24 protein-coding genes and 1 tRNA gene are annotated in these 24014 nt (G+C 68.3%); 10 read left to right on the forward strand and 15 right to left on the reverse strand.

The genetic code is table 11. The annotated features are described in order from the left end of the window. Window positions 1-18 precede the first annotated feature (18 nt). The 7 genes from PRL19_RS02540 to ltnD are packed head-to-tail and all read right to left on the reverse strand — an operon-like array spanning window position 19 to window position 6737. Window positions 19-1416, reverse strand: a complete 1398-nt coding sequence (locus PRL19_RS02540) for a GntP family permease (RefSeq protein WP_273743772.1) — start codon at window positions 1414-1416, stop codon at window positions 19-21. 50 nt (window positions 1417-1466) lie between these two features. Next, complete coding sequence (gene denD, locus PRL19_RS02545; protein ID WP_273743773.1) at window positions 1467-2396, reverse strand: D-erythronate dehydrogenase; 930 nt, start codon at window positions 2394-2396, stop codon at window positions 1467-1469. Then, entirely contained in the window at window positions 2393-3175 is a 783-nt protein-coding gene (locus PRL19_RS02550; RefSeq protein WP_045983355.1) for a DeoR/GlpR family DNA-binding transcription regulator, read from the reverse strand. The genes denD and PRL19_RS02550 overlap by 4 nt, the downstream gene beginning before the upstream one ends. Then, on the reverse strand, window positions 3172-3960 hold the full coding sequence (gene otnI / locus PRL19_RS02555; protein ID WP_273743774.1) for a 2-oxo-tetronate isomerase: 789 nt from the start codon (window positions 3958-3960) through the stop codon (window positions 3172-3174). Before otnI ends, PRL19_RS02550 begins: the two co-directional genes overlap by 4 nt. A gap of 1 nt (window position 3961) precedes the next feature. Then, window positions 3962-4588 carry a 3-oxo-tetronate 4-phosphate decarboxylase gene (gene otnC, locus PRL19_RS02560; RefSeq protein ID WP_139599196.1) on the reverse strand — a complete coding sequence of 209 codons (627 nt, stop codon included), beginning with the start codon at window positions 4586-4588 and terminating at the stop codon, window positions 3962-3964. Further along, the gene (gene otnK / locus PRL19_RS02565) at window positions 4585-5832 is read right to left on the reverse strand and encodes a 3-oxo-tetronate kinase (protein ID WP_273743775.1); all 1248 of its coding nucleotides are present in this window, start codon (window positions 5830-5832) and stop codon (window positions 4585-4587) included. Before otnK ends, otnC begins: the two co-directional genes overlap by 4 nt. After that, entirely contained in the window at window positions 5829-6737 is a 909-nt protein-coding gene (gene ltnD / locus PRL19_RS02570) for an L-threonate dehydrogenase (RefSeq protein WP_273743776.1), read from the reverse strand. Before ltnD ends, otnK begins: the two co-directional genes overlap by 4 nt. Before the next feature lie 226 nt (window positions 6738-6963). Between ltnD and PRL19_RS02575 the strand changes: the two genes are divergently transcribed. From PRL19_RS02575 to PRL19_RS02610, 8 genes are all read left to right on the forward strand, one after another. After that, on the forward strand, window positions 6964-8004 hold the full coding sequence (locus PRL19_RS02575) for an NAD(P)-dependent alcohol dehydrogenase (RefSeq protein ID WP_273743777.1): 1041 nt from the start codon (window positions 6964-6966) through the stop codon (window positions 8002-8004). Between the two features lie 301 nt (window positions 8005-8305). After that, complete coding sequence (locus tag PRL19_RS02580) at window positions 8306-9190, forward strand: AraC family transcriptional regulator (RefSeq protein ID WP_273743778.1); 885 nt, start codon at window positions 8306-8308, stop codon at window positions 9188-9190. 96 nt (window positions 9191-9286) lie between these two features. Further along, window positions 9287-10204 carry an ABC transporter substrate-binding protein gene (locus PRL19_RS02585; protein WP_046001452.1) on the forward strand — a complete coding sequence of 306 codons (918 nt, stop codon included), beginning with the start codon at window positions 9287-9289 and terminating at the stop codon, window positions 10202-10204. A gap of 50 nt (window positions 10205-10254) precedes the next feature. Further along, a complete protein-coding gene (locus PRL19_RS02590) occupies window positions 10255-11757 on the forward strand; it encodes a sugar ABC transporter ATP-binding protein (protein WP_139599201.1) in 1503 nt (500 codons plus the stop codon). After that, window positions 11747-12709: an ABC transporter permease gene (locus PRL19_RS02595; RefSeq protein WP_273743779.1), complete on the forward strand. Its 963-nt coding sequence runs from the start codon at window positions 11747-11749 to the stop codon at window positions 12707-12709. The genes PRL19_RS02590 and PRL19_RS02595 overlap by 11 nt, the downstream gene beginning before the upstream one ends. Further along, window positions 12709-14328: an FGGY-family carbohydrate kinase gene (locus PRL19_RS02600; protein ID WP_273743780.1), complete on the forward strand. Its 1620-nt coding sequence runs from the start codon at window positions 12709-12711 to the stop codon at window positions 14326-14328. The genes PRL19_RS02595 and PRL19_RS02600 overlap by 1 nt, the downstream gene beginning before the upstream one ends. Further along, the gene (locus PRL19_RS02605) at window positions 14312-15025 is read left to right on the forward strand and encodes an SDR family oxidoreductase (protein WP_139599202.1); all 714 of its coding nucleotides are present in this window, start codon (window positions 14312-14314) and stop codon (window positions 15023-15025) included. Before PRL19_RS02600 ends, PRL19_RS02605 begins: the two co-directional genes overlap by 17 nt. A 26-nt stretch (window positions 15026-15051) precedes the next feature. Beyond that, the gene (locus tag PRL19_RS02610; RefSeq protein WP_252927652.1) at window positions 15052-15780 is read left to right on the forward strand and encodes an SDR family oxidoreductase; all 729 of its coding nucleotides are present in this window, start codon (window positions 15052-15054) and stop codon (window positions 15778-15780) included. Here the strand turns inward: PRL19_RS02610 and hydA are convergent. From hydA to PRL19_RS02635, 5 genes are read right to left on the reverse strand one after another with little or no spacing between them, the layout of a single operon-like run. Beyond that, complete coding sequence (hydA, locus tag PRL19_RS02615) at window positions 15777-17180, reverse strand: dihydropyrimidinase (protein ID WP_273743781.1); 1404 nt, start codon at window positions 17178-17180, stop codon at window positions 15777-15779. The genes PRL19_RS02610 and hydA overlap by 4 nt on opposite strands. Next, on the reverse strand, window positions 17177-18406 hold the full coding sequence (locus tag PRL19_RS02620; RefSeq protein ID WP_273743782.1) for a cysteine desulfurase-like protein: 1230 nt from the start codon (window positions 18404-18406) through the stop codon (window positions 17177-17179). The genes hydA and PRL19_RS02620 overlap by 4 nt, the downstream gene beginning before the upstream one ends. A gap of 12 nt (window positions 18407-18418) precedes the next feature. Next, window positions 18419-19156 carry an amino acid ABC transporter ATP-binding protein gene (locus tag PRL19_RS02625; RefSeq protein WP_127899191.1) on the reverse strand — a complete coding sequence of 246 codons (738 nt, stop codon included), beginning with the start codon at window positions 19154-19156 and terminating at the stop codon, window positions 18419-18421. 1 nt (window position 19157) lies between these two features. Beyond that, a complete protein-coding gene (locus PRL19_RS02630) occupies window positions 19158-19829 on the reverse strand; it encodes an amino acid ABC transporter permease (protein WP_273743783.1) in 672 nt (223 codons plus the stop codon). Between the two features lie 45 nt (window positions 19830-19874). Next, window positions 19875-20654, reverse strand: a complete 780-nt coding sequence (locus tag PRL19_RS02635) for an ABC transporter substrate-binding protein (protein ID WP_273743784.1) — start codon at window positions 20652-20654, stop codon at window positions 19875-19877. A gap of 165 nt (window positions 20655-20819) precedes the next feature. Between PRL19_RS02635 and PRL19_RS02640 the strand changes: the two genes are divergently transcribed. Together PRL19_RS02640 and PRL19_RS02645 are read left to right on the forward strand one after the other, a co-directional pair. After that, a complete protein-coding gene (locus tag PRL19_RS02640) occupies window positions 20820-21503 on the forward strand; it encodes a FadR/GntR family transcriptional regulator (RefSeq protein WP_273743785.1) in 684 nt (227 codons plus the stop codon). A gap of 83 nt (window positions 21504-21586) precedes the next feature. Then, window positions 21587-21663 (forward strand) — tRNA-Met (locus PRL19_RS02645). Between the two features lie 68 nt (window positions 21664-21731). On the opposite strand, the gene PRL19_RS02650 is transcribed toward PRL19_RS02645, so the two are convergent. From PRL19_RS02650 to PRL19_RS02660, 3 genes are all read right to left on the reverse strand, one after another. Continuing rightward, a complete protein-coding gene (locus tag PRL19_RS02650) occupies window positions 21732-22013 on the reverse strand; it encodes a hypothetical protein (RefSeq protein WP_273743786.1) in 282 nt (93 codons plus the stop codon). A 136-nt stretch (window positions 22014-22149) separates the two neighbouring features. Next, complete coding sequence (locus PRL19_RS02655) at window positions 22150-22728, reverse strand: YceI family protein (RefSeq protein ID WP_187427299.1); 579 nt, start codon at window positions 22726-22728, stop codon at window positions 22150-22152. Window positions 22729-22820: 92 nt separating this feature from the next. Beyond that, window positions 22821-23975 carry a cytochrome b/b6 domain-containing protein gene (locus PRL19_RS02660; RefSeq protein ID WP_273743787.1) on the reverse strand — a complete coding sequence of 385 codons (1155 nt, stop codon included), beginning with the start codon at window positions 23973-23975 and terminating at the stop codon, window positions 22821-22823. Window positions 23976-24014 lie beyond the last annotated feature (39 nt).

Raw genomic sequence — 24014 nt, forward strand, 5'->3', positions numbered from 1 at the left:
TGCGGCAGCGATCCGACCCTAGCCGAACAGCGCGTTACAGATCAACAGCATGGCCAGCGACGATCCCCAGGCCAGCGTGGTCGGCACCGACCACAGCAGCATCTGGTGCTTGGCCTGCTTGACGCCCAGCATCCGGTTGATGACCCAGAAGTAGCTGTCGTTGAAATAGCCGAAGACCATCGACCCGACGGCCGCGGCCTGGGCGGCAAAGACCATGTTCACGTCCGGCATGTTCATCAGGATCGGCGCCGAGATCGATGCGCCCGTGATCATCGCGACCGTGCCCGAACCCTGGATCAGGCGCACCAGAGAGCTGATCACGAATGGGATCAGCACCGCCGGGATGGCAAGACCCGCCACCGCCTGGCCGATCACGTCGCCCGCGCCCGAATCGCGCAGGACCGAACCCAGGGCCCCGCCCGCACCGGTCACCAGCAGGATGATGCCCGCGCTTTCGACGCCCTGCTCCATGTAGCCCAGCACCTCGTCGCGCGGACGGCCGGGCAGCAGGGTATAGATCGACACCAGAAGGCCGATGGCCACCGCGATCACCGGGTTGCCGAAGAAGGACATCGCCTGCACCAGCAGGTTCGTCTCCAGCGCCGGGTCGCCCGAGGTGCGCACGACCGCCGTGGCAATGGTGTTCAGGAAGATCAGCACGATCGGCAGCAGCAGCGGCAGCACCGACAGGCCCAGGGACGGCAGGACCTTCTGGCGGTCGTCCACGGCCTCCTCGAACTGACGATAGGCGGCCGAGAGGTCCTCGCCGGTGTCGGTCTGGATCATCCGCTCGATCCGGGGGCCCATGGCGCGGGCATAGAAGACGATGACCGCCATGCCGGGGATCGTGAAGACGATGCCCCACAGGATCATCAGCCCCAGATCGACGCCATAGATGCCCGCGACGCCCAGGGGGCCGGGGGTTGGCGGCACGGCATGGTGGGTCAGCATCAGCCCACCCGCCAGCGCGATGCCAAGCGTCAGCACCGACTTGCCCGACGACCGCGCCAGCGCCTTGACCAGCGGCGACAGGATCACGAAGGCGCTGTCGCAGAAGATCGGGATCGACACGATATAGCCCGTCAGGACCATCGCCCAGTCCTCGCGCTTCTTCCCGACCCACCGGATCAGCGAATAGGCCATCTGCTCGGCCGCGCCCGACACCTCCAGGATGCGGCCCATCATCACGCCGAAGCCGATGACCAGGCCGATGGTGGACAGCGTGCGACCGAAACCGCTGGTGATCGAATTGATCACCTCGGCGGGCATCATGCCGCCGATCAGGCCCGACACGGACGCGGCGATGACCAGCGCGATGATCGCGTGGACCTTGGTCTTCACGACCAGGAAGATCAGCAGGAAGATGGCAAAGCCAAGTCCTGCGATCAGCTGGAACTCCATTCCGGGTTCAGCCATGGGTTACTCCTCCACTGCGCCCGGCATGGGGCGCCTCCAGTTGAAAACGCTCAGCGATCCGCTAGAAACTGCGTCAGGATCGCGTCGAAATCGGTATCCGCGTCAAAGCCCAGGGCGCGCGCGCGGGTCACGTCGAAGGCGCCGGGCCAGCTGCAGACGATGGCCTCGATGCGCGCATCGCGGGTCAGGGCCACGCGGGCGCGGGCCTCGACGCCCACCAGCCGCTCCAGGCTGTCCAGCATCTGGGCCGGGGTCGCGGTGATGCCCGGCAGGTCCATGACGCGGTTGATGCCCAGATCGGCGGCGGGGATGCGGCCCGCGCGGACCAGGTTACTGACCGCCACGCCCGGAGAGCTGATCCACAGCCGCGTGTCCAGCGGCACCGGGCATTCCGACGCCTGCCCCGCCACCGGCTCGCGGATGATGCCGGAGACAAAGCTGGAGGCCGCGGAATTGGGCGCGCCGGGGCGCACGCAGATCGTGGGCAGGCGCACGGTCAGCCCGTCGACGAAGCCCTTGCGGCTGTATTCGCTGACCAGCAGTTCGCCGATGGCCTTGCCGCAGCCATAGGAGGACTGGGGCATCAGGGCCATGGTCGGCGGCACGATCTGCGGCATCTCTCCGCCGAACACGGCAAGCGAGCTGGTGAAGACGAAGCGCGGCGCGCGGTCCAGCCTGCGGCAGGCCTCCAGCAGCAGGCGGGTGGCGTCGACGTTGATGTGCAGGCCGGTGTCGAAATCCTCCTCGGACTGGCCCGACAGCACGGCCGCCAGGTGATAGACCGTGTCCGCGCCCCCCGACAGCGCGCGGGCCACGGCATCCGCTTCGTCGATGGAGCCGACCAGGCTCTCCACCCGCGCGTCATCGACCGGGCAGGCCACGCGGTCCAGCGACACGATGCGTTCCGCGCCGTCCTCCAGCAGGGCCGCGATCAGGCGCGCGCCCAGAAAACCGGCGCCGCCGGTCACGATGATGGTCATAGGCTCTCTCCCTTCAGGTCGGGGGCCAGGATCACCTGCACCCCCATCTCGCGCAGGGCGTCCGCCGCGCCTGCGTCGATGCCCGCATCGGTCACGACCGTGTCGAAGACCGAGACGGGCAGGATGTTCATCGCCGCCACCGCGCCGTATTTCGTCGAATCCGACACCAGCACGGCGCGCCGCGCGCGATCGACCGCGACGCGCTTGACCGGGCCCTTGGCCTCGGAGGGGGAACTCAGCCCCGCCACTGTCCAGGACGAGGTCGAGATGAAGGCGATGTCATAGTTGAACCGCGCCAGCGCCTCGGAGGCCGCACCGCCCACGCACGACTGGTTCGCGCGTTCGACCAGCCCGCCGCTGTGATAAAGCGTGCAGTCCGAATGCGTGGACAGCCAGGCGCAGATGACGAAGTCGTTCGTGACCACCGTCAGCCCCCGCCGCCCGGCGATCTGGCGCGCCAGCTCCAAGAGCGTCGTGCCCGCGTCCAGATAGATCACCATGCCGTCGCGGACCAGATCGGCCGCCGCCTGCCCCACCGCGCGCTTGGCACCGGTGTTCATCGCGGCCTTCTGCAGATGCGGCAACTCCTGCGCCAACCTACGCGACAGGCGCACGCCCCCGGTGACCGAGGACACGCGGCCCGCCTCCTCCAGTGCCTGGATGTCGCGGCGCACGGTCATGTGCGACACGCCCAGACGCTCGACCAGGTCGGCGATGCTGACGATGTCGCGTTCGGCCAGGCAGGACAGGATGAACTGCTGGCGTTCGGCCGGGATCATGGCACCGCGCGTAGATAGGGCGCGGCCCAGCCCAGACCGTCCTCGGTCCGGCCGCGCGGGTTGTATTCGCAGCCCATCGGCCCGTCAAAGCCGGTGCGATCGAAGGCCGCGAAGATCTCGGCATAGTTCAGCTCGCCCGTGTCGGGTTCGTGGCGGTCGGGGACGCCCGCGATCTGGACATGGCCATAGGCGCCCTTCAACCGCTCGATCCGGCGGATGATGTCGCCGTCCATGATCTGCGTGTGATAGACGTCGAACTGCAGCAGCACGTTGCGGCGATCCAGGCGTTCGATCAGGGCCAGCGTCGGGTCCTGATGGGCGATGAAGTATCCCGGCACGTCGCGGCTGTTCAGCGGCTCGATGCTGATGAACAGGCCGGCCGCGGCGGCCATGTCGGCGGCCTCGCGCAAATTCTCGGTCCAGACCGCCTCGCAGGCGGCGCGGTCCGGCTCATCGGCGGTGATCCCGGACATGACGTGGATGCGCGGGCAGCCCAGGCCCGTGGCATAGGTGATCGCCCGCTCCACGCTGGCGCGGAACTCAGTTCGCTTGGACGGACGCGCGGCAAAGCCCCGCTCGCCCCCCGCCCAATCGCCCGCAGGCGCGTTGATCAGCGACAGGCGCAGACCGTTGCGGTCCAGCCGGGTCTTCACCACCTCGATGGGGTGGTCATAGGGGAACAGGAACTCGACCGTGTCGAAGCCCGCGGCGCCCGCCCGGTCGAACCGGTCCAGAAAGGGCGCGTCGGTGAACAGCATCGAAAGGTTCGCAGCAATGCGGGTCATGTCAGTATCCTCCGCCCAGTTCGGCGATCTCGGCCTCGGTCAGGTAATGCAGCTTCTCGCCGCGCAGGATGAACTGCAGCTTGGCGGTCTCCTCCAGCTCCTCGGCGTTGTTCACGGCATCGTCGATGTCGCGGCCCAGCACCACGACCCCGTGCGAGGCCAGCAGGAAGGCCTGCGCGCTGCTGCCCTGCGCGGCTGCGGCCAGGTCCAGCCCGATCTGCGGCGATCCGGGACGCGAATAGGGAATGACCGGCATGTGCCCGATGCGCATGACGTAATAGGGGGTGAAGGGCCGGATCGCATTGTCGCGCGGCAGCCCCTCCAGGCAGGACAGCGCCGTCAGATAGGTCGAATGCAGATGCACGATGGCCCCCGCCTGCGGCCGCACGTCATAGAGCGCGCGGTGAAAGGCGAATTCCTTGGACGGCTTCGGGCCGGGCAGCGGTTCTCCATCCGCGCCGATCACCGACAGCGCATCGGCCGACAGGCGGCCCAGGCTGCTGCCCGTGGGGGTCACGGTGAAGCCGCCATCGGGGTTCCTGACCGACACGTTGCCCGCCCCGCCCACGGAATAGCCACGCTCGAACAGGCTGCGGCACAGCATGACCATGCGGTCGGCGGCGCTCATGCGCGGACCTCCTGCGCATCGGTGAAGAAGGTCTCGGCCCCGAAATTGCCGGATTTCAGCGCCAGCGACAGCGGCTTGTCCACCGCGCGGACCCAAGGCACGCCGGGCGCGATCTGCGGGCCGATGGCAAAGCCCGTGACCTTCAGCGCCTGCGTGACGGACCCCGAGGTCTCTCCTCCCGCGACGATGAAGCGGGTGATGCCGCCTTCGGCCAGACGCGCGGCGGCGGCGGCGAAGGTGCGTTCGACCGCCTCGGAGGCGGCGGCGCCGTGCTGTCCCTGGATCTCGCGCAGGCGCGCCGGATCGGCGGTCGCGGTGATCATCGGGGCACGGCCCTGCGGCTGCGCCAGCACCCATTCGGCCAGCTTGGCGCCATAGGCGTCGGCATCGGCCAAGCAGCGGTTCACATCCACGTCCAGCGTCGGCGCCTGTTCGCGATAGGCCGCGACCTGGCGGTTCGTCATCACCGAGCACGACCCCGAGATCACCACCGCCGGCCCCGCCAACGGCGCGCCCGCGTCCTGGGCCTGGGCATCGGCCCCGCCCGACACCGCCCGCGCGATGCCGTATCCCAGCCCCGACCCGCCGGTGACCAGCGCCATGTCCGCCACGGCCTGCCCGAGCGTCGCCAGATGCGCGTCGCTGATCGCATCCAGCACCACATAGCGCACACCGTCCGTCCGCAGCGCGGCAATGCGGTCGCGCACGGCCTGCGGCCCCTGATCGACGGTCGCGGCATCGACCAGCCCGCAACGGCCCTGCGCCTGCCCCTCCATCAGCCGGATCAGGCTGCTGTCGCGCATGGGCGTGATCGGGTGATCGCGCATCCCCGAATCCTGCAGCAGGTCCTGCCCCACGAACAGATGGCCCAGATAGACCGACCGCCCGTTCACCGGCAGCGCCGGGCAGATCACCGTGATGTCGGTGCCAAGGGCCGCCATCAGCGCATCGGCCACCGGGCCGATATTGCCCGCGGCCGTCGAATCGAAGGTCGAGCAGTATTTCTGATAGATCTGCGCGCAGCCCCGCGCCCGCAGCCAGTCCAGCGCGGCCAGGCTGTCGGCCACGGCTTCGGCCGCCGGGTTCGATCGGCTTTTGAGCGAGATCACCACCGCTTCGGCATCCACCTGCGCATCCGCGTCCGGCACACCGATCATCTGCGTGGTGGTCAGGCCGCCCGCGACCAGGAACCCGGCGATGTCGGTCGCGCCGGTGAAATCATCCGCGATGACGCCGATCTTCATGCCTTCGCCTCCGGCAGGGTGATGCCCGAGAAGGTCTTGATCACCGCGCTGTCATCCTCGCGCCCATGGCCCATGTTCGAGGCCTGCTGGAACATCGCGAAGGCGGTCGAGGCCAAGGGCAGCGGGAAGCCCAGGGCACGCCCGGTTTCCGTCACCAGCCCCAGATCCTTGACGAAGATGTCCACCGCCGAGGTCGGGGTGTAGTCGCCATCGACCACATGCTTCATCCGGTTCTCGAACATCCAGGAATTGCCGGCGGCGTTGGTCACAACGTCATACATCGTGTCCAGCGGGATGCCCGCGCGGGCGGCCAGGGCCATCGCCTCGGCACCGACGGCGATATGCACGCCCGCCAGCAGCTGGTGGATGACCTTGACCGTGGCACCCTGCCCGATATCAGGCCCGATGCGATAGGTCTTGGCGGCCACAGCCTCCAGCACCGGGGCCAGCGCCTCGAAGGCCGCATCCGGCCCCGAGGCCATCACGGTCATCGCCCCCTGCGCGGCCTTGGCGGCCCCGCCCGACACCGGCGCGTCCAGCATCAGGATGCCGCGCGCGGCCAGATCGGCGCCCAGGGCGCGCGCATCATCCGCCGACTGGGTGCAGCTGACCATGATCGCGCCGCCGGGTGCGATGCGGTCGGCAACGCCTCCCTGCCCCAGGATCACCTGACGCGCCTGCGCGCCGTTCACCACCAGCACGATCACCGCGTCGAAATCACCGCCGAGGCCCGCGACGCCATCCGCCACGCCCTCGGCCCCCTGAGCCGCAAAGGCGTCACGGCGGGCCGCATCCAGGTCGATGCCGCTGGTGGCCAGTCCGGCACGCAGGCAGGACAGCGCCGCCCCCATGCCCATGGACCCAAGGCCTACGACGCATACTCGATAGCGGGACGGGACGGACATCTGTGCTTCTCCCTGGTCAGATTTGGGGCGCAGTCAGTCACAAACGCGCGCGCAATGCAACAATTTATCTCAATAAGTCACGTTTTTTAACATCCCTGCTCGTCGTTGCGGTGATAGTTTTTTTCCGTTCCCGCAGATTTCACGGCCCGACAGCCACCGGACGGATTTACACCGCCGCGTGCCCGGCGTTCTGTCGGCAGCGGATCGCAACACCGGAGGGGACGACATGGCGACATCACTGGTACTGGAACGCAAGGGTCAGCTGGCGCTGCGCGACATCGCGCTGGATCAGGACCTGTCGCCCACCGACGTGCGCATCGCGGTCCATACGGTCGGCATCTGCGGGTCGGACGTGCATTACTATACCCACGGCAAGATCGGCCCCTTCGTGGTCGAGCAGCCGATGGTCCTGGGGCACGAGGCATCGGGCACCGTGGTCGAGGTGGGCGCCCAGGTCACGCACCTGAAGCCCGGCGACAGGGTCTGCATGGAGCCCGGCATTCCCGATGCGACCTCGCGCGCGGCCAAGCTGGGCATCTACAACGTCGATCCGGCGGTGCGGTTCTGGGCCACCCCGCCCGTGCATGGCTGCCTGACGCCGCAGGTCGTGCATCCGGCGGCCTATACCTACCGGTTGCCCGATCAGGTCTCCTTCGCACAGGGCGCGATGGTCGAGCCCTTTGCGATCGGCATGCAGGCCGCGTTGCGGGCACGCATCCAGCCGGGCGACATCGGCCTGGTCACCGGCGCCGGGCCCATCGGCATGATGACCGCGCTGGCGGCGCTGGCCGGCGGCTGCGCCAAGGTGCTGGTCGCGGACCTGGCCCAGCCCAAGCTGGACATCATCGGCGCCTATCCGGGCATCGAGACCGTCAACATCCGCACCACCCCCGCAGCCCAGGCGATCGCCGAGGGCACCGATGGATGGGGCGCGGACGTCGTCTTCGAATGTTCGGGGGCGGCCCCCGCGATCCTGGGCCTGCCGGCGCTGGCGCGTCCCGGCGGCACGGTCGTGCTGGTCGGCATGCCGGTCGATCCGGTGCCGGTCGACATCGTCGGCCTGCAGGCCAAGGAGCTGCGCATCGAGACGGTGTTCCGCTATGCCAACGTCTATGACCGCGCGATATCGCTGATCGCGGCGGGCAAGGTCGACCTGTCGCCGCTGATCTCGGCCACGATCCCGTTCGCGGACAGCATCGCCGCCTTCGACCGTGCGGTCGAGGCGCGCGACACCGACGTCAAGATCCAGATCCGCATGCCGGACTGAAACGCGCCTGAAAAGTATGACCGCCGCCCCGGCGTTTTGGAATGGCTGCAGCCCTGGGTTGCAGCCATTTCCCACCGGGCAAGGCACCCCTGGCGCGGCCATGCTGCATGGCAGCATTTTCATGCCGCGGTTCCCGTCCCGCTGATATGATGATTTTTCGGCGCCCGGTGTCAAAAAAGTATCTGAAGATTCGCCGTGCCGTCGTGGCCGCGTCCCGACCACCCGTGCTAGCAAAGGTCCAGCGCCTTGGAGGGCCGGCATCGCAGCAGCGGGCCGTGCTGGCGCGGAGAGGGGGAACGCGATGCAGCCAGATCTGGAACTGGTCCATATCCGCAAGGGTGAATCCTTTGCCGCGTGGCAGCACGGCTATCCCTTCCGCACGGTCCGCTGGCACTTCCATCCGGAATATGAGATCCACCTGGTCGTGGCGACGTCGGGCAAGTTCTATATCGGCGACCATGTCGGCGAATTCGGGCCGGGCCAGCTGATCATGACCGGACCGAACCTGCCCCAGAATTGGATCAGCGACATCCGCCCCGGACAGATCGTGCCCTGCCGCACCAAGGTCATCCAGTTCCCCGAAAGCTTCATCGAGGCCGCCCGCGGGGCATTCCCCGAGCTGGAATCGGCCCGGCACCTTCTGGAACGCAGCCGCCGGGGCCTGCTGTTCGACGACGACACCTCGCGTGCGGTGATGCCGCTGATGGGCAAGCTGATCGACGCGCGCGGCGTGCGCCGGCTGGGGCTGTTCTTCCAGATCCTGGACCTGCTGGCGACGGCGTCCAAGGCGCAGACGCTGGCCAGCCTGAGCTTTGTCATGGACATGCAGCGGGCCGAGGAATCGGACATGAACCGCGCCCTGGGCCATCTGCGGGAAAACCTGCTGGACGCGGTCAGCGAAACCGAACTGGCCGACCTGACCGGACAGAGCCAAAGCGCGTTCTCGCGATCGTTCAAGCGCCATACCGGGACCACGCTGGTCCGCTATCGCAACCAGATGCGGATCGACCTGGCCTGTCACATGCTGCTGTCGGACCCCGACGCCAAGGTCGCCGATATCTGCTTTGACGTGGGCTTTTCGAACCTGTCGAACTTCAACCGCCATTTTCTCAAGCTGAAGAAGATGTCGCCGTCGGAATTTCGCGCGACCTTCGCCGCCAACCAGACGATCCGCATGGCCAGCTGAACCCGCCACACCACCCCATACCCTGCGCGACGCGGTTCCCCATGCGGGCCGCGACCGGAGGGGGACTGCCGACTGCACATCGAAGGGAGGACTATGATGAATACCTTGCTCAAGACCGTATCCGCCGCCGCGCTGGGCTTTGTCGCCTCGGCCGGCCTTGCCGCCGCCCAGGACGACACGCTGAAGATCGGCATGACGTTCCAGGAGATGAACAACCCCTATTTCGTGTCCATGCAGGAGGCCCTGAACGAGGCCGCCGCCCAGATCGGCGCCGAGGTCATCGTTACCGACGCGGGCCATGACGTGGCCAAGCAGATCTCGGATGTCGAGGACATGCTGCAGCAGGGCATCGACATCCTGCTGCTGAACCCCACCGACAGCGCAGGCGTCGAATCGGCGGTGCGCATGGCCAAGGACCAGGGCGTGATCGTGGTCGCGGTCGACGCCAACGCCAACGGCCCGGTCGACACCTTCGTGGGCTCCAAGAACCGCGACGCGGGCTATCAGTCCTGCGCCTATCTGGCCGAAGCCCTGGGCGGCCAGGGAGAGGTCGCCATCCTGGACGGCATCCCGGTCGTGCCGATCCTGCAGCGCGTCGAGGGCTGCAAGGAGGCCCTGGCCGAGCACGAGGGCATCACCCTGGTCGACACCCAGAACGGCCGCCAGGACCGGTCCGTCGCCCTGGGCGTGGTCGAGAACATGATCCAGTCGCACCAGAACCTGGCCGGCATCTTCTCGGTCAACGACGGCGGTGCGATGGGTGCGCTGGCCGCGATCCAGGGGTCGGGCCGCGACATCAAGCTGACCTCGGTCGACGGCGCCCCCGAGGCGGTCAAGGCCATCGCCGACGGCGGCCCGTTCATCCAGACCACCGCGCAGTTCCCGCGCGACCAGGTCCGCGTGGGCCTGGGCATGGCGCTGGCCCAGTACTGGGGCGCGCGCGTGGTACCGACCGAGGTGCCGATCGACGTGCGCACGGTCGATGCCGAGAACGCGGCCGACTTCAGCTGGTGACGGACCCGGCCGCGCCCCCTACGGGGCGCGGCCGAACAAAGGGGGGCAAGATGCTGGAACTCAGGGGAATACGCAAAAGCTTCGGCCGGATCGAGGTCCTGCATGGCGTGGACCTGCATGTCCGCGCCGGAGAGGTGCACGCCCTTCTGGGCGAGAACGGCGCAGGGAAATCGACGCTGATGAAGATCGTCAGCGGCATCATCCAGCCCTCGGACGGCCAGATCCTGATCGACGGAGAGCCGCGCAGCTTTGCCACCTATGACGCGGCGATCGCGGCGGGCGTCGGCATCGTGTTCCAGGAATTCAGCCTGATCCCCGGCCTGACCGCGGTCGAGAACATGTTCCTGGCCCGCGAGATGCGCGGCCCCCTGGGCCTTCTGGACCGCAAGGCGATGCGGGTCCGTGCGCAGGCGATCCTGCGGCGGCTGGAGGTCGACCTGCCGCTGGACGTGCCCATCGCCCGCCTGTCGGTCGCCGAACAGCAGTTTGTCGAGATCGCCAAGGCGCTGTCGCTGGACGCCCGCATCCTGGTCCTGGACGAACCCACCGCGACCCTGACCCCGTCCGAGACCGAACACCTGTTCAAGGTTATGCGCGAACTGCGCGCCGCTGGGGTGGCCATCGTCTTCATCTCTCACCACCTGGACGAGATCTTCGAGATCTGCGACCGCATCACTGTGCTGCGCGACGGCGAATATGTCGGCAGCACCGATGTCGCCGACGTCACCATCGACCGCCTGGTCGAGATGATGGTCGGCCGCCGCATCGAGAACAGCTTTCCCCCCAAGCCCGCCCGCGACCCCGCGGCCCCCGTCGTGCTGGAGGCGGTCGAGGTGCAGCTGCGTCGCGGCGGCCCGGTATCGTCCTTTCAGCTGCGCGCCGGAGAGATCCTGGGCTTTGCCGGGCTGGTCGGATCGGGGCGCACCGAGACCGTCCTGTCGATCCTGGGCGAATATCCCGCCGCGCGCTGCAAGATCCGCGTGGACGGCGCCGAGGCGCGCCTGCGCGACCCGGCCGACGGGCTGGCCCGCGGCATCGGCCTTCTGCCCGAAAGCCGCAAGGAACAGGGGCTGATCACGGCCTTTTCCATCCTGCAGAACGTGTCGGTGAACAACTACGGCAAATATCGCCAAGCCCATTGGTTCATCGACTTCAAGAAGGAGCTGGCCTCGACCCAGGCCGCGATGGAGCAGGTGCGCGTCAAGGCCCAGGGCCCGCGCGCCCGCGTCGACACCCTGTCGGGCGGCAACCAGCAGAAGGTCGTCATCGCCCGCTGGCTGAACCACCAGATGCGGGTGCTCATCTTCGACGAACCCACGCGCGGCATCGACGTCGGCGCAAAGGCCGAAATCTATCAGCTGATGCGCCGGTTCACGGCGCAGGGATACGCCATCATCATGATCTCGTCAGAACTGCCGGAAGTCATCGGCATGGCCGACCGGGTCTGCGTCTTCCGCTCGGGCGGGATCGTCGCGACGGTCGAGGGGGACGCGATCACCTCGGAAGGGATCATGACACATGCAACCACGGGAAAGGTCCACCATGTCGCATGACGCAAACACCGCCAGGCACCGCGCCTTCGACTGGCTGCTGCATTCGCCCCTGGCGCTGCCCCTGGTCGGGCTGATCGTGGTGTCGGTGCTGATGGCCTTCGCCAGCGACAACTTCTTCACCGTGAACAACATCCTGAACGTGCTGCGGCAGGTGTCGGTCGTGGGCATCCTGGCGGTGGGCATGACCTTTGTCATCCTGACCGGCGGGATCGACCTGTCGGTGGGCGCGGTCATGGCGCTGGTGGGCACGGTCGCGGCCGGGATCATGGTGAACATGGGCCTGCCCGGCGGGGTGGGCATCGCCGCCGCCCTGCTGGTCGGGCTGGGGCTGGGTCTGTTCAACGGCGTGCTGGTGGCTTGGGGCAAGATGCCCGCGATCATCGTGACCCTGGCCACGATGGGCATCGCCCGCGGGCTGGGTCTGATCTATTCGGGCGGCTATCCGATCAGCGGGCTGCCGGGCTGGGTGTCCTGGTTCGGCGTGGGCCGGGTGGGCATCATGCCCGTGCCGGTGATCATCATGATCGTCGTCTATGCACTGGCCTGGCTGCTGCTGCAGCGCACGCCCTTCGGCCGCCACGTCTATGCCATCGGCGGCAACGAGACCGCCGCCCGTCTGTCCGGCGTGCGCACCCGGCTGGTCAAGCTGGCGGTCTATGCCATCTCGGGGCTGACCGCGTCGCTGGCCGCCATCGTGCTGACCGGCCGCCTGATGAGCGGCCAGCCCAACGCCGGGGTGGGATTCGAGCTGGACGCCATCGCGGCGGTCGTCCTGGGCGGCACGGCCATCGCCGGTGGGCGCGGGCTGATCCTGGGCACGCTGATCGGCGCGGTGCTGCTGGGCATCCTGAACAACGGCCTGAACCTGGTGGGCATCAACCCCTACATGCAGGACGTCATCAAGGGCCTGATCATCCTGCTGGCGATCTATATCGGGCGGGAATGGCGCTAATGGACCGGTACCTGATCGGCATCGACGTCGGCACCGGATCGGCGCGGGCGGGCGTGTTCGACGCCACGGGCGCCGCGCTTAGCACCGGGAAATGCGACATCGCCATGCACCGCCCCGACGGGGTGATCGCCGAACAGTCCAGCGCGCAGGTCTGGGACGCGGTCTGCGCCGCGACCCGCGCCGCGGTGGCCCAGGCCGGGATCGACCCGGCCCGCGTGGCAGGCATCGGGTTCGACGCCACCTGTTCGCTGGTGGTGGTGGGCGATACGCCCCTGGGCGTGGGCGACCCCGCCCATCCCGACCGCGACATCATCGTCTGGATGGACCACCGCGCGGTCGACCAGGCGGCGCGCATCAATGCGGGCGGGCACGACGTCCTGCGCTATGTCGGCGGGCGCATCTCTCCCGAAATGGAGACGCCCAAGCTGCTGTGGCTGCGCGAAAACCGGCCCCAGGTCTTTGACGCGGCGCGCCATTTCTTCGACCTGACCGATTTTTTGACCTGGAAGGCCACGGACAGCACCGCGCGGTCGACCTGCACGGTGACCTGCAAATGGACCTATCTGGCGCATGAGGACCGGTGGGACGCCGATTACTTCCGCGCCATCGGCCTAGGCGTGCTGGCCGACGAAGGCTTCGTCCGCATCGGCACGCAGGTCGTGCCGCCCGCCACGCCCCTTGGCGCGGGCCTGACCGCCGATGCGGCGCGCGCCATGGGCCTGCGGCCCGGCATCGCCGTCGGCGCAGGGCTGATCGACGCGCATGCGGGCGGGGTCGGCACCGTGGCCGCGATGGGCGATCCGGTCGACACGGTGGGCTATGTGTTCGGCACATCGTCCTGCACCATGACCACGACGCGGGACCCGGCCTTCGTGCCGGGTGTCTGGGGGCCCTATTTCTCGGCCATGGTGCCGGGCATGTGGCTGAACGAGGGTGGGCAGTCGGTCGCGGGTGCCGCCATCGACCACCTGCTGCGCCTGCACCCCGCCCATGACCGGGCGGTCGACGCCGCCCGCGCGCAGGGCCGGTCCCTGCCCGAATGGCTGGCGGACCAGGCCGCGCCCGACGCCGTGCGGCAGGCGGCCCACCTGCATGTGGTGCCCGAATTCCTGGGCAACCGTGCGCCCTTTGCCGACCCCCATGCCCGCGCCATCGTCAGCGGCCAGGGGATGGACACGGACCTGGCATCCCTGATCTCGCTGTATGTCGCGGGGGTCTACGGGCTGGGTTACGGCCTGCGCCAGATCATCGCGACCCAGGCCGCCCACGGGGCACCGGTCGCGCGCATCGCCATCAGCGGGGGCGCGGGCCGCCATCCGCTGATCCGCAAGCTGCTGGCCGATGCGACCGGCCTGCCCGTGGATGCCGCGGCGGCGGACGAGCCCGTTCTGCTGGGCGCGGCCATGCTGGGCGCGGTCGCGGGCGGGGTGTTCCCCGACCTGGCATCGGCCATGCCCGCCATGTCGCGCGTCCTGACCACCCATCATCCCGACCCCGACAGCCAGCGGCTGCACGCCGCGCGCCATCGGGCCTTCCTGACGCTTCAGGCCACCGCCCGCGACCTGCGCAGCGACATCGACGCCGCATTGAGAGGAGACCACGATGCCCTTCACGGATAGATCCGTCATCATCACCGGCGCGGGCAAGGGCATCGGCCGGGCCACCGCCATCCTGCTGGCCGAACGCGGCGCGCGGGTCACGGCCATCAGCCGCACGCAATCCGATCTGGACAGCCTGGACGCCCGGGCCATCGTGGCCGACCTGTCCGACCCCGCGGCCGCGCGCGATGCCATGGCCCAGGCCGGGACCTGCGACTTCCTGGTCAACTGCGCCGGCACCAACGTGCTGGAGGGGCTGCTGGATCTGACCGACGCGGGCTATGACACGGTGATGGACATCAACCTGCGCAGCGCGCTGATCTGCGCGCAGGAGTTCGCCCGCGCCCGGATCGCCGCGGGCGGCGGCGGAGCCATCGTCAACGTCACCAGCATTGCGGGCCATCGCGGATTCCCCGACCACGTCGCCTATGCCGCGTCCAAGGCCGGGCTGGAGGGCGCGACCCGCGTCATGGCGCGCGAACTGGGCCCCCACGGCATCCGCGCCGTGGCCATTGCGCCCACCGTCACCCTGACCGAACTGGCCGCCGCCGCCTGGAGCGCGCCGGCCAAGCGCGACCCGATGATGGCCCGCCACCCGATGGGCCGCTTTGCCGAGGCCGAAGACGTGGCCCGCGCCATCGCGCTGCTGCTGTCGGACGATGCGGGCCTGATCACCGGGGCGGTCCTGCCCCTCGACGGCGGCTTCCTGGCCGTCTGACCGAACACCATCCCAAGGAGAATACCATGTCCCAAGACCTGCACGGCAAGGTTGCCGCGATCACCGGGGCCGCATCGGGCATCGGGCTGGCCGCCACGCGCGCGCTGCTGGAGGCGGGTGCCCGCGTGGTGCTTGTCGACCGCAACGCCGACGCGCTGGACGCGCTGACGCGCGAGCTGGGCGCAGACGCGATCGCCCAGGTCACCGACCTGCTGGACGCGGACAGCTGCAACGCGATGGTGCCGCAGATCCTGGACAAGGTCGGCCAGATCGACATCATGCTGTGCAACGCGGGCAGCTATATCGGCGGCGATCTGGTCGACACCAACCCGGCCGCCATCGACCGCATGTTGAACCTGAACGTCAACGCGGTGATGAAGAACATCCATGCGGTGGCCCCCCACATGATCGAACGCGGCACGGGCGACATCATCGTCACCAGCTCCATCGCCGGACACGCGCCGATCCACGTCGAGCCGGTCTATACCGCGTCGAAATGGGCCGTGACCTGTTTCGTCCAGACCATGCGCCGCCAGCTGATGGGCCACGGCGTGCGGGTGGGACAGGTCTCTCCGGGGCCGGTCATCTCGGCCCTGCTGGCGGATTGGGAACCCGAACGCCTGCAGCGCATGAAGGATGCCGGCGCCCTGATCGAACCGGTCGAGGTCGCGGACGCGCTCATGTACATGCTGACGCGCCCGCGCAACGTGACGATCCGCGACATGATCGTGCTGCCCAGCAACTTCGACGTCTAGGCGAACGCCTCGCTGGTGCCGCGCGACAGGTGCCCCCCGGTGGGATCGCCCACCGGGACGCCGTCCTGCGCGATGGTCCGGCCGCGCAGCAGGGTGCGGACCGGCCAGCCGGTGATCTCCATCCCCTCGTAGGGCGTGTAGTCGCAGCCATGGTTCAGCTGCGCCTGCCGGATCGGCCGGGTCAGGGTCGGGTCCCACAGCGCCAGGTCGGCATCCGCGCCGATGGCGATGCTGCCCTTCTGCGGATAGAGGCCATAGAGCCGCGCGGGGTTGGTCGAGGTCAGCGCCACGAACCGCTGCAGGCTGATGCGCCCCTTGCCGACGCCTTCGGAAAACAGGATCGGCAGGCGGGTTTCGACCCCCGGAATGCCGTTCGGCACGTATTTGAAAGACGATCGCGCGCGGGGCGTGTCCTTGCCCGTGGCGTCGATGCGAAACGGGCAATGGTCGGACGAGAAGATGTCGAAGGTCCCGTCCCGCAACCCCTGCCAGATCGCCGCCTGGCTGTCCGCATCGCGCGGCGGCGGGGAACAGACGTATTTCGCGCCGTCGAAATCCATGTTCAGCCCGCGCAGGTCGTCCGCGGTCAGGGCGATGTATTGGGGGCAGGTCTCGGCGTGAACTTTTAGGCCTCGGGCCCGGGCCCACTGGATCTGCTCCATCGGGTCGCGGCCCGAGACATGGACGATCACCACCGGCACGTCGATGAGCTGGGCGTGGCTGATGGCGCGGTGCGTGGCCTCGCGTTCGGCGATCTGGGCGTGGGCCTGACCGTGGTAATAGGGCGCGGTGCGGCCCTCGGCCTCCAGGCGGCGGGTCAGGTGGCGGATGGCGTCATGCCCCTCGGCATGGACCATGACCAGGGCGCGTTCGCGGCGCGCCACCTCGAACACGTCCAGGATCTGGGCGTCGTTCAGGACCAGGTCGTCATAGGTCATGAAGACCTTGAAGGACGTGTACCCGTCGCGCACCAGCGCCGGCAGTTCCTGCCCCAGCACCTGGGGGGTCGGGTCGCTGACGATCAGGTGAAAGGACACGTCGGTATGGCAATATCCCTCCGCCTTGCGGTGGTAATCCTCGACGCAGGCGCGCAGCGACTGGCCCCTGATCTGCAGCGCGAAGGGCAGCACGGTCGTGTTGCCCCCCGCCGCCGCCGACCGGGTGCCGCTGGCGAAGCCGTCCGCCATGGTCGTGCCGTCCGAGGTCGGCTGGTCCAGATGCACATGCGCGTCGATACCGCCCGGCAGGACCAGCAGCCCCGTGGCGTCGATCCGGTCGGCCCCGGTCAGCCCCTGCCCGATCTGCGCGATGCGCCCGTCGCGGATGCCGATATCGGCGGCATAACTGTCGGCGGCAGTGACCACCGTGCCGCCGCCGATGACCAGGTCCAGCCCGCTCATGCGACGATCCGGGCCAGCGCGTCGGTCAGGCGGTCGACCTGATCCAGCGTGTTGTAATGCACCATCGACACGCGCAGCACGCCGCCGTCCTGATCCTCGCCCAGATGCTCGACCAGACGGCGCGAATGGAAATCGCCGAACCGCATGGCGATGCCGTGATTGTCCATCGCGCGGGCGACGGCGCCGGAATCGACACCGTCGAACTTGAACGCGATGGTCGGCACGCGGGTGCTGTCGCGATTGACCGATCCGCCGATGACGCGGCAGTCGTTGCGCGCCGACAGCCAGGCCAGCAGGCGGTCGGTCAGCGCATCCTCCTGCGCGGTGATCAGATCGAAGGCGGCCTCCAGCAGGGCGCGGTCGTCGCCCGTGGCGCCGTGATGGCGGGCCAGCGTGGTCAGGTATTCAAGGATGCCGTCGGTGGCATAGGCGGCCTCATAGCTGGGATTGCCGGGCTCCAGCTTGGCCAAAACCTTATCCTTGCCATAGAAGTAATGGTACAGCCCGTCCAGTTCGGCCAGCAGGTCGTATTTCCCGTACATCAGCGCCCCGTGCGGGCCATAGGCCTTGTACAGGCTGAAGACATAGTAATCGACGTCCCAGGCCTGCACGTCGATCAGCCGGTGCGGCGCATAGGCGACCGCATCGACGCAGATCCGTGCGCCGCGGTCATGGACGAAACGGGCGAAATCCGCGACGGGATGCACCTGCCCCAGGATGTTCGACACATGCGTCACGCAGACCAGACGGGTGCGGTCGGTCATCAGCGGGGCCAGATCGGCCAGCTGCAGGTCCATCGTGTCCGCGTTCAGCGGCCACACCTTGAGGGTGACGCCGAACTCCTCCAGCCGGGTCCAGGGGCCGATGTTGCTTTCGTGATCGGCCATGGTGACGATGACCTCGTCGCCCGGCACGAACTGGCGGCGCATGGCCTGCATCAGGTTGCCCATCAGCACGGTGGTCGAGGGGCCGAAGACGATCTCCTCGGGGCGGGCGGCATTGACCAGCGTCGCCGCGGCGCGACGGCCCGCCATCAGCGCCTCGGCCGCGGCCTGCGACACCGCATAGCTGCCCCCGATCTGGACGTTGCGGTGCGTCAGGAATTCGACCATGCGGTCCAGGGCGGGCTGGGCGATCTGCGCGCCGCCGGCATTGTCGAAGAACACCCAGTCCTGCGTCAGGCCGGGGAATTGGGACTGCACATAGGCCATGTCCAGCTGTGTCATCGGGGTCGTCCTTCAGTGGTTCAGCACGGCGCCCAGGAAATTGCGCGTGCGTGGTTCTTGGGGGTCGGACAGCACCTGCGCGGGCGGTCCCTGTTCGACGATCTGGCCCGCATCCATGAAGATGACGCGGTCGGCCACCTGGGACGCGAATCCCATCTCGTGCGTGACGACGATCATGGTGGTGCCCGTCCGGGCCAGATCGCGCATGACGTCCAGCACCTCGCCCACCATTTCGGGGTCCAGCGCGCTGGTCGGTTCGTCGAACAGCATCACCTGCGGCTCCATCGCCAGCGCCCGGGCGATGGCCACGCGTTGCTGCTGGCCGCCGGACAGATGCTCGGGGTACTTGTCGGCCTGGCTGGAAATGCCCACGCGGGCCAGCAGGCGGTCGGCTTGGGCCGCGGCATCCGCCCGCGTGGTGCGGCGCACGCGGCGGGGCGCCAGCATGACGTTTTCACGCACCGTCAGATGCGGGAACAGGTTGAAGGACTGGAACACCATACCGACCTCGGCACGCACGCGGGCCAGCGCGCGGCCGGTGGTGACGGGGGTGCCGTCAACGCGGATCTCGCTTGCGGGGTCGAACCCCTCCAGGCGGTTGATGCAGCGGATCAGGGTCGATTTGCCGGACCCCGACGGGCCGATGATGCACACCACCTCGCCCTTGGCGACGTCCAGGTCGATGCCGCGCAGGGCCTCGAAGCTGCCATAGGACTTCCGCAGGTTGCGGATGCTGACGAAACCGGCCATCTCAGCGCCTCCGTGCCGCAAAGCGGCGTTCCATGCGCGACACCAGCGCGACCAGCGGCCACAGGAACGCGATATAGATCACCGCCGCCACGATCAGCGGCGTGGGGTTCGCGGCCAGGGCCTGCGCCTGCGTCGCCTGCTTCAGCAGGTCGGGCATGGCCACGACCGATGCCAGCGCGGTGTCCTTGACCACGTTGATCGAATTGTTGGTCAGCGGCGGGATGACGATCCGCACCGCCTGCGGCAGGATCACCTCGGTCATGGTCTGGCGGCCGTTCAGGCCCAGGGCGGCGGAGGCCTCGAACTGGCCCTTGGGGATCGCCTCGATGCCGGCGCGAAAGATCTCGGCCGTATAGGCGCCCGACACCAGCGTCAGCGCGCTCATGGCGGATGCGAAGGGCGACAGGCGCAGGCCCACGAAGGGCAGCGCGTAATAGACGATGATCAGCAGCACCAGCAGCGGGATCGACCGGAAGATGTCGATATAGAGCCGTGTCACGAACCGGACCGGGCCGGGCCCGTACAGCCGCGCCATCGCCAGCCCCAGGCCCAGCACCAGCCCCGCGACGATGCTGGCCGCCCCCAGCTGCAGCGTGATCCACAGACCCTGCAGCAGCATGGGAAAGGTCCGCCGCATCACCTCGGCGTTCAGGAAGGTGTCGAAGATATCCATGTGCATCCCTTCGGGTCCGGGACGGGCCCGGACCCGGCTGTCGGATCAGTTGAGCGTCGGCATCGGCAGAACGGTGACGGTGGACGACTCCGCATCGGGGGCGACGCCGAACCATTTCTCGTGCAGCTCGGCCACCACGCCCTCGGTCTTCAGCGCGTCCAGGATGGTGTTGACCTCCGTCGCCAGTTCGGCGTCCTTGGCGAACATCATCGAATACTTCTCTCCGGTCGGGATGCGTTCGACGACGGCCAGCTGCGGCTTGTCCTTGACGTAGTACTGCAGCGCCGGGATGTCCGACACGTACCCGTCGATCCGCCCCGCCTGCAGGTCCAGCATCGCGGGCGCCAGCCCCTCATAGCGGCGGATGTCGGCGAACCCGTATTCGGCCTGGTTCTCGGTCGCCCACATGTCGCCGGTCGATCCGGTGTCGACGCCCACGACCTTGTCCTTCATCTCGGCCAGCGATTTCGGCCCCTCGGCCAGGGCGGTCAGCGACTGGTCGCTGTCGTAATAGGGCTGGGCGAAGGTCACCGATTCCAGGCGTTCGTCGGTGATGGTGATGGAGCTGGTCGCGATGTCGATCCGCCCCGACTGCACGGCAGAGAACAGCCCGTTGAAGGGAATGTTCACCGTCTCGACCTCGGCGCCCATGCGTTCGGCCACGGCGGCGACCAGGTCGATCTCGAAGCCCACGAACTGGCCGGCATCGTCCTGGAACTCCCACGGGACGTTGCCGATGTTGGCGCCCACCGTCAGGGTCTCCTGTGCCGAGGCGGCAAGGGCCGAACCGGCAAGCAGCACCAGTGCCATCGCCGTGCGGCGCATCCTTTTTCCGTGCATGATCATCTCCCCGTCTTTATGATTCTGGATTGACCGGCCAAACCGGTCTGACCAGTATCAAGCCACGGGCCGATCCGGTTTGCAATGGTCGTGGTTCCTGTGCAGATGGATGGCGGACACGATGCCGACGGAAAGGGCAATGCGAGGGTGATGTGGGACAAGGGACCGGTGACGCAGACCATCGCGCGTCGCCTGCAGGAGATGATCCGGTCGGGCGAACTCAAGGCCGGAGAGCGACTGCCGTCGCAGCGGGTGCTGTCGGAACAGCTGAACGTGTCGCGCCCGTCGCTGCGCGAGGCGCTGCTGACGCTGGAGACGTTGGGCCTGGTCCAGACCCTGCCCGCGCGGGGGACCTTCGTGATGGACCCGGCAACGCGGCCCGCGCAGACGACATGGCGCTATGACGATGCCCACGATCTGCGCGAGGTGTTCCAGACCCGCCTGCTGATCGAGGGAGAGCTGGCGCGGCTGGCCGCATCCGCCATCACCCCCGATGCGCTGGCCGGCCTGCAATCGGCCGCCGCCCAGTTCGAGCAGGCCTGGGCGCAGGGCGACCTGGTCGCCCATGTGGACGCGGACCTGGCCATGCATCAGGGCATCGCGCAGGCCTGCCCGAACCGGATGCTGGCCACGCTTTACAGTACCGTCAGCCAGCTGCTGACCGAAACGCAGCGCCAGCCGATCCCGAACACCGACCCCGATCGCATGGCGCAGTCCATCGCCGAACACCGTGCCATCCTGGCCGCGATGGAACGGCGCGATCCCGACGCGGCGCAGGCGCATATGCGCGACCACATCCGCAACACCGCGCGCTGCGCGGGCCTGCAGATCTAGCGCGCCCCGAACGCTCTGCGCGCGCTTTTTGGCAAAACCCGCTTGACGGCCCTGCGCCAGTCTTTTAGATCGCCGCTACTCGTGGCGGAGTAGCTCAGTTGGTTAGAGCAGCGGAATCATAATCCGCGTGTCGGGGGTTCGAGTCCCTCCTCCGCTACCAGTCATCCCCCAGATGCAATCTTGCGAATCCTGCCCCAGGTGGTCTGCGGCCATATAATTGTTTTGCAGTCACAAAGCCCCCTCGCTGCCGGAATACATCACGTCCAGCACGCGATGGGCTGCGTCGGTCCGACAGGTCCATGGCGCCTCGGCCCCGGTGACGGCCGCCTGGACCTCGGCGCCTGCCTGCGTTTCGGTCATGGTGACGACGGTGACGGCGGACAGGCCCCTGCCCACCTGGGCCGCGATTGCCGCGCGGCAGGCGGTGGCGGCGGGGCCGGTCAGGTCGTCACCGACGCAGGCGGCCAGCGGCAGCGCCGCCAGCAGGGCAAGGGTGGTCCTGACGATCATGCGGCGGTCTTCCGATCCAGCGGTGATTCGCGCAGACCAGTCAACCATGCCGGCCGCGACCCGGCTATCGGATCGGCGACATGCGAAAGGGCCCGCGGCGATGCCACGGGCCCCTGTCGTCACGCCGGATCGGCGATCATTCGGCCGGCATCGCCTCGACCGAGATGCGGACCTCGACCTCGTCGGACACGGCGGGGGCGAACATGCCGGCGTTGAAGTCGCTGCGCAGCAGGGTGGTGGTCGCGTCAAAGCCCAGCCAGGGCTTGTTCTCCATCGGGTGGGTGCCCTGCTGGTTCAGCGTGGTGTCCAGCACGACCTCCTTGGTGACGCCGTTCAGGGTCAGATCGCCGGTGATCAGCGCGGTGGTGTCGCCGGTGACCTCGATGCCGGTGGACTTGAAGGTCACCTCGGGGGCGGCACCCTCGGCGCCGAAGAAGTCGGGCGACAGGAAGTGCTCGTCACGGCCTGCAAAGCCGGTCATCAGCGAAGCGACGGGGAACGTCGCCTCGACCGAGGATGCGGCCGGGTCCTCGGCGTCGAACATGATCGTGCCGGTGATGTCGCCGAACATGCCCGTCGTGGTCGAGAAGCCCAGGTGGCTGTAGTCGAACACGATCTGGCTGTGCGAGGTGTCCAGGCTGTAGGTTTCGGGCGCGGCCAGGGCGGCACCGGCGACGAGGGCGAAAGCGGCGGTCAGGGCGGTCGTTTTCAGCATCGGAATCTCCGTTTGTTGTGGGGGCACCATCCTTGGAAGCGGCCCGTGGGGCAACTAGCGATGCGCGAACAGGGGCTGTCAGCCAGCGCACATCACCGTGTGGCGGTCAGCGCGACGGTCAGGTCCACCTCGAACCCCACCGTGCTTTCGTCGGCATATCCCGCCCCCACCTGCCAGTCGCGGCGGTCCATCACGGCCTGCCCCTGCATCACGGCGACGCCGTCCGTGATGGTCAGATCGAAGGGCAGCGTGACGGGCATCTGCTGGTCGCGCAGGCGCAGCGGTCCTTCGGCGACATAGCCCGCGCCCTCGGGTCGGATCGTGCCCTCGAAGACCGCGGTGGGATGGGCGGCCACGTCGAAGAACTCGGCTCCCTTGGCCTGGTCGGTGACGGTGCCGATGGTGACGCTGTCCATGTTGATGGTCACCGTCACGGCGCCCGTGCCGCTGTCCGGGTCGAACGTGATCGCCGCCGTCCAGTCGGCAAAGCTGCCGGTCACGGTCGATCCCATCTGGCGCACGGCAAAGCCGAGTTCACCGTCGGTGACCTGCCATTCGGACGCCGCCTGTTCCAGCGTCGCCACCGGGGCCGCGTCGCGCGGCGCGGTGGCCAGCGCATAGGCCGCCCCCGCCCCGAAGACCGCCACCGCGACCAGCGCCGGCAGCGCGTGGCGGGCGGCGATGCCCCGGCCCGCGGGCACGCCCCGCGTCATGCGGCCCAGCACCCCGTCGCGGTCGATCACCGCATGCTTGATGGCGCCCGCCACATGCAGGACCACCGACCCGATCAGCAAGAAGGCAAAGACGTGATGCACCTGGGCCATGACCATCGCCAGGGCGGGCGATTTCGGCACCAGCGGCAGCCCCTGCCCCAGGGGCCACAGGATCGGCGCGAACCCGTCGGTCGCGGCATGTTCGATCCAGCCCGTCACCGGCACCAGCACCATCGACCCATAAAGCGTCCAATGCACCGCCTCGGCCAGCAGGGTCTCCAGCCGGCGTTCGGGGTGGACGGGGGCGGGGCGCGTCTGGGTCAGCGCCCAGCCGATGCGCGCCAGCGCCACGACCAGCGCCGCAAGACCCAGCGTCTTGTGGAACGAGAACACCTGCACCTTGAGCGCCATCTGCTCCAGCGGGATGCGTTCGGCCCACAGGCCTAGGGCGATGTTGGACAGGATGATCAGGGCGGTCAGCCAGTGCAGGCTGCGGGCGACGCTGCCATAGCTGGCTTTGGTGTTCTGGCGCATGGGGGGCCTTCGATGCGGATTTTTCCCCTGATAGCGCGT

This window comes from Paracoccus marcusii (genome assembly GCF_028621715.1).
GTDB classification, from domain to species: Bacteria; Pseudomonadota; Alphaproteobacteria; order Rhodobacterales; family Rhodobacteraceae; genus Paracoccus; species Paracoccus marcusii.

Coding starts and splice junctions, on each gene's coding strand:
- PRL19_RS02540 (WP_273743772.1), bottom strand. CDS start 1,416: ATGGCTGAACCCGGAATGGAGTTCCAGCTGATCGCAGGACTTGGCTTT.
- denD (WP_273743773.1), bottom strand. CDS start 2,396: ATGACCATCATCGTGACCGGCGGCGCCGGTTTTCTGGGCGCGCGCCTG.
- PRL19_RS02550 (WP_045983355.1), bottom strand. CDS start 3,175: ATGATCCCGGCCGAACGCCAGCAGTTCATCCTGTCCTGCCTGGCCGAA.
- otnI (WP_273743774.1), bottom strand. CDS start 3,960: ATGACCCGCATTGCTGCGAACCTTTCGATGCTGTTCACCGACGCGCCC.
- otnC (WP_139599196.1), bottom strand. CDS start 4,588: ATGAGCGCCGCCGACCGCATGGTCATGCTGTGCCGCAGCCTGTTCGAG.
- otnK (WP_273743775.1), bottom strand. CDS start 5,832: ATGAAGATCGGCGTCATCGCGGATGATTTCACCGGCGCGACCGACATC.
- ltnD (WP_273743776.1), bottom strand. CDS start 6,737: ATGTCCGTCCCGTCCCGCTATCGAGTATGCGTCGTAGGCCTTGGGTCC.
- PRL19_RS02575 (WP_273743777.1), top strand. CDS start 6,964: ATGGCGACATCACTGGTACTGGAACGCAAGGGTCAGCTGGCGCTGCGC.
- PRL19_RS02580 (WP_273743778.1), top strand. CDS start 8,306: ATGCAGCCAGATCTGGAACTGGTCCATATCCGCAAGGGTGAATCCTTT.
- PRL19_RS02585 (WP_046001452.1), top strand. CDS start 9,287: ATGAATACCTTGCTCAAGACCGTATCCGCCGCCGCGCTGGGCTTTGTC.
- PRL19_RS02590 (WP_139599201.1), top strand. CDS start 10,255: ATGCTGGAACTCAGGGGAATACGCAAAAGCTTCGGCCGGATCGAGGTC.
- PRL19_RS02595 (WP_273743779.1), top strand. CDS start 11,747: ATGTCGCATGACGCAAACACCGCCAGGCACCGCGCCTTCGACTGGCTG.
- PRL19_RS02600 (WP_273743780.1), top strand. CDS start 12,709: ATGGACCGGTACCTGATCGGCATCGACGTCGGCACCGGATCGGCGCGG.
- PRL19_RS02605 (WP_139599202.1), top strand. CDS start 14,312: ATGCCCTTCACGGATAGATCCGTCATCATCACCGGCGCGGGCAAGGGC.
- PRL19_RS02610 (WP_252927652.1), top strand. CDS start 15,052: ATGTCCCAAGACCTGCACGGCAAGGTTGCCGCGATCACCGGGGCCGCA.
- hydA (WP_273743781.1), bottom strand. CDS start 17,180: ATGAGCGGGCTGGACCTGGTCATCGGCGGCGGCACGGTGGTCACTGCC.
- PRL19_RS02620 (WP_273743782.1), bottom strand. CDS start 18,406: ATGACACAGCTGGACATGGCCTATGTGCAGTCCCAATTCCCCGGCCTG.
- PRL19_RS02625 (WP_127899191.1), bottom strand. CDS start 19,156: ATGGCCGGTTTCGTCAGCATCCGCAACCTGCGGAAGTCCTATGGCAGC.
- PRL19_RS02630 (WP_273743783.1), bottom strand. CDS start 19,829: ATGGATATCTTCGACACCTTCCTGAACGCCGAGGTGATGCGGCGGACC.
- PRL19_RS02635 (WP_273743784.1), bottom strand. CDS start 20,654: ATGCGCCGCACGGCGATGGCACTGGTGCTGCTTGCCGGTTCGGCCCTT.
- PRL19_RS02640 (WP_273743785.1), top strand. CDS start 20,820: ATGTGGGACAAGGGACCGGTGACGCAGACCATCGCGCGTCGCCTGCAG.
- PRL19_RS02650 (WP_273743786.1), bottom strand. CDS start 22,013: ATGATCGTCAGGACCACCCTTGCCCTGCTGGCGGCGCTGCCGCTGGCC.
- PRL19_RS02655 (WP_187427299.1), bottom strand. CDS start 22,728: ATGCTGAAAACGACCGCCCTGACCGCCGCTTTCGCCCTCGTCGCCGGT.
- PRL19_RS02660 (WP_273743787.1), bottom strand. CDS start 23,975: ATGCGCCAGAACACCAAAGCCAGCTATGGCAGCGTCGCCCGCAGCCTG.